Genomic DNA, 4213 nt, shown 5'->3' on the forward strand with positions numbered 1-4213 from the left:
TCCGACACCGGTAAGCCGGGCAAGTAAGAGCCATAACCAGCAGGCTCCATTCTTTCGAACACTCCCTTCTTCTCCACGCCTCAACGGCGCACGCCGTCCGGCTTCGATCCCTTGCGCGATTCGGTGTCGCTCGCCGGAGGCTCTCGCGTTAGGGGCCGCCGGCATTGCATGCCGGCGCCGCTATCACTGCCCCGAACGCGGGTGCCTTTTTAACCGGTCTCGCGACTGCAGTCGCCTCGGTGCCCGCGGGCATTTCATGCCCGCGTCGCTATCACTGCCCCTTCGTCGGCTGCCTTTTCTCTGCCTCCCGTCGAACGCGATTACAAAGATGACGCGGGAGATCACAAGTACAGCGGCCGACGTCGCGCTTTTCACAGGATTTCTCAGAGAAACTCACGGTTTGGCAAACGCCGCTTCGGTTTGCGGATTGTGCTGAAATAGGAAGTGGCTAGCTGAGGCGACCTCACGGATAGAACAGCAGATAAAGAATGGCGATGGCGAGCAACGCCGTCCAAATACTCCACGCTATCGTTGCCCAATCGAGTTGCCGCATGGTCTGCCGCCGAACGGTCCAATTGATGAAACTGAAGCCAGGTTTGCAATTGATCTGGATCAAAAGCGAATCGCGACCTATCAAACGTCCATTTAGGGCGCTCGCCAAATCAGCTTAGAAAACAGGGGGTTAAATGCGGGACAGTACCCATTTTCACCAGTGGAACAAAAAGAAAACAAGAGCCGTGACCACGGCCAAGCCTTACTCGCGGACCTTGTTTTTCGACGCAAAAGGTTATATCTTCCGACGGATCGGAAGAATTATTGGTGTGCAATGTCCACCGAGCCTGAACTGCTCACGACCCCTGAGGCTGCCGTCGTGGCCGGCGTCGAAGTGCGCGATGTCAACCGATTGATCGACGAACACATCCTGCCCGAGGGGCTGTACACAAACGAGGACAGTCGGCGGGTTTGGGCATGGGCTTGCACGCTCATTCGTTTCTATTATGACGCTGCGCCATCGCTGACAGCACAAGAGCGGAAATATGCGATCGACACACTGTATAGCGAGGTGAAGGCGAAGGCCGCCGTGCGATTGATCAAGACCTGGCGAGACAAGCGTCCCCACTGGAAGATCGAACATCACTTCCTGACGCTGAACTTCGATCGATTCATTGCAGACACGTTGGCCGAACACGACAAGCTGACGCGTGCTCGTGCCGCCGTGACGGAAGATCCGGAAATTTTGGGCGGTACACCCGTGATCAAGGGAACGCGCGTGCCTGTCTACGATGTTGCTGCATCTGCTGCCTCAGGCGTTCCGATGCGCCGGCTTCAGGAGGCCTATCCAAGCCTGACACGAGAGCTTATCGATTTGGCAATTCTCTATGCCAAGGCGACCCCGCCCCGGGGCCGTCCACGGCAAGCGCGGCGCCCTACGGCAATGTCGCCCTCGCGGAAGGCCCTTCGGCGACGGCGACATGAAGCTTCTCATTGATGAATGTCTAAGTCCTGAGTTGGTACACATGGCGCGCGAGCGCGGCCATGGCGAAAGCTCTCATGTGGTCTGGATCGGTCGCCAGGGTATCAAGGATTGGGACTTGCTGAAAATCGTCCTTGAAGGCGATTGGACTCTCGTAACCCGCAACGCCTACGACTTTCGTGGGCCAGAGGCCGCACCGGGAACGCGCGGTCAGTATCAGCGGGCTGAAATACATGCAGGGCTCATTTGCCTCAACGGCCCTGAGGGAATGGATATCGACATGCAGCGCGATCTGTTTGACGCAGCGCTCGATGAAATCGACAGCGACGGCGACCTCGTCAACATGATTCTGGAACTGACCTTGGAAACCGCTGAGTCCGATGAGATCATCGTCGACCGCTATGCGCTTCCGACGGATTGAGAAGGCTGAATAGACAGTTTTTGTAAGACTGACCTCCTATTTCGGTCACTCAAGCTGCGCCGGCGCCGAGGAGCATTGGGAAGACCGGCGCGTGTTGTTGCGGTTATCGCAGATTCCTTTCATGCCTGCGGCTCGATGCCCGCTGAATTATCCTGGCGATATTCCGACCTATCGCCCGCAAGATATGCAGACGGACTATCGGGGAAATTAACAGCCAGATTCTTCCGATGTGACTGCGGCGAACGCTCGCGCGCTTAAGAACGGGCGTCTCCCTGCGGGACCGGGCTGTCGGCTTCGCTGAAACCCCGGCTTGCGCCAGGTTTTCACCCTTCGGGCTCCATCCCTGACGCGGAGCTTGCGGTTTCGCTCGGCCGCCTCGGAAGCCGTCGTGAGCGCTGAGGCGGCGCCTAAGCGAGAGGGAGAGGGCAGGCCGGGTTGGTCATGACGGGTCGAGGACCGGAGGAGAGTCTTCCGGCGCCCGTCATGGAGATTGTCCCATGAACATGCAGATTCTCGATGCCAGCCGCGATGCCGGCGGCGGTTACAGGGTGGACGTGAGCCGCGGCGAGCGCGTCGGTCGGGTATCCTCCGAGTGGTTTTCCCGTCCGGCCGATCAGCGCTATCTGTCGCTCAACGAGCTGGCGCGCACCGTGCGCGATCGCACGGATCGCAGTCGCACGCGCGTGGTCGAAAGCGCGCTCATTCATGTCGAAGCGAACCGGACTAATCCCGAGCGGTTGGCGCTGATGTTGCCCGGCTCGGACAAACCCGTCGCGCCGACTCACTGGAGCTTCGGGCAGCTTGCAAGCCAGGTTGGCGCTCCGGCCGCTTACCTGCGGCAGCTCCCTGCGGCGCTGGCAGGCATCAACCTGCAATATGGCCTGACCTCCAATCGTGCCGAACAGATCAAGACGCTCGAGACCGACGATGGCCGTGTTGAGCTTCGTGCCGTCACCAGCCCAGACTATGGCCGGATATTTGACCATGAGCTGGTTGAGGCCGTGCAGCGCATCGCCGGCAACGGCACAGGTGATACACGCTGGAAGGTGCCGGGGGTGCTCGACTGGTCGACCGGAATCTATAATCCGCGTGTCGATATTTCCAAGGACACGACGACTCTCTACGCATCGGACAGGGACGTCTTCCTTTTCCTGGTCGATGACCTGAATCCGATCGAAGCTGGTCGTCTCCGGGACGGCTCGCCCGACCTCTATTTCCGCGGCTTCTATTGCTGGAACTCGGAAGTTGGGGCGAAGACGCTCGGCATGGCGAGCTTCTATCTCCGCGCAGTCTGCCAGAATCGGAATCTGTGGGGCGTGGAGGATTTCGAGGAGATCATCATTCGCCATTCCAAATACGCCCCGTCCCGCTTTGCCCACGAAGCGGCCCCCGCGCTCTTGAACTTCGCCAACTCGTCTCCCATGCCCTTTGTCAATGGCATCAAGGCTGCGCGCGAGCGGATCGTGGCACATAGTGACGAGGATCGCACCGAGTTTCTGCGTCGCCGCGGCTTCTCCAAGGCCGAGACAGCCAAGGTGATAGAAACCGTGCTGGCGGAGGAGCGCCGCCCGCCTGAAAGCATCTTCGATTTCGTGCAGGGCATCACGGCCGTCGCGCGCGATAAGCCGCATCAGGATGCTCGCCTCGACATGGAGGCGAAGGCGAAGAAGCTCTTGGATCGTGCCGCCTGACTTGGGCGAAGGCCACAGAGACCAATTTCGGGTCTCTCTGGTACGTGTCCCTCTTGCCAATTCTGTGGCGCCGCCCTCTGGAGCGAGAGGGCGGCGCTTCGCTCCGTGAACGGCTTGGAGGCCGAGAGAGAGGCTTTCGGCCGGCCGTTCTGGAGAAACTGAGATGGCAAAGGCCGTTCAGAAGATCAAGCTATCGTCGTCACGTGACATTCCCTTTAACAAGCTCGTGCTGGCTCAATCCAATGTCCGCCGGATCAAGGCGGGCATCTCGATCGAGGATCTCGCCGAAGACATCGCACGTCGGTCCCTCCTGCAAAGCCTGAATGTCCGGCCTGTTCTCGATGCTGAAGGCCAGGAGACCGGCATGTTCGAGGTGCCAGCCGGCGGTCGCCGCTATCGCGCGCTTGAACTCCTGGTAAAGCAGAAGCGTTTGGCGAAAACCGCGCCGGTCCCGTGCATCGTCACTGATGCCTGCTCGGAGATCACCGCGGAAGAGGACTCGCTTGCCGAAAACGTCCATCGCGTTGCGCTTTTAGGTTCTGTATCGCAACTGTCCTCTTAGAGTCGTAGGTCCGTCATGGGAATCGACGACATTAACGGGGCATTTCGAGGAAGGCACACAGACGT

At 59.5% G+C, this 4213-nt stretch carries 3 protein-coding genes and 1 pseudogene; all 4 read left to right on the plus strand.

Annotated features, from left to right (window positions below):
* Positions 1-826: 826 nt before the first annotated feature.
* The gene (locus M2427_RS41910; RefSeq protein ID WP_280712548.1) at positions 827-1489 is read left to right on the plus strand and encodes a DUF433 domain-containing protein; all 663 of its coding nucleotides are present in this window, start codon (positions 827-829) and stop codon (positions 1487-1489) included.
* The gene (locus M2427_RS41915) at positions 1473-1895 is read left to right on the plus strand and encodes a DUF5615 family PIN-like protein (protein WP_280712549.1); all 423 of its coding nucleotides are present in this window, start codon (positions 1473-1475) and stop codon (positions 1893-1895) included. Before M2427_RS41910 ends, M2427_RS41915 begins: the two co-directional genes overlap by 17 nt.
* A 497-nt stretch (positions 1896-2392) precedes the next feature.
* Positions 2393-3586, plus strand: a complete 1194-nt coding sequence (locus M2427_RS41920; protein WP_280712550.1) for a DUF932 domain-containing protein — start codon at positions 2393-2395, stop codon at positions 3584-3586.
* 163 nt (positions 3587-3749) lie between these two features.
* Positions 3750-4103, plus strand: a pseudogene (locus M2427_RS41925) (ParB/Srx family N-terminal domain-containing protein); the annotation flags it as partial.
* Between the last annotated feature and the right edge of the window lie 110 nt (positions 4104-4213).

It is taken from the genome of Bradyrhizobium sp. BR13661, assembly GCF_029892425.1.
GTDB lineage: Bacteria > Pseudomonadota > Alphaproteobacteria > Rhizobiales > Xanthobacteraceae > Bradyrhizobium.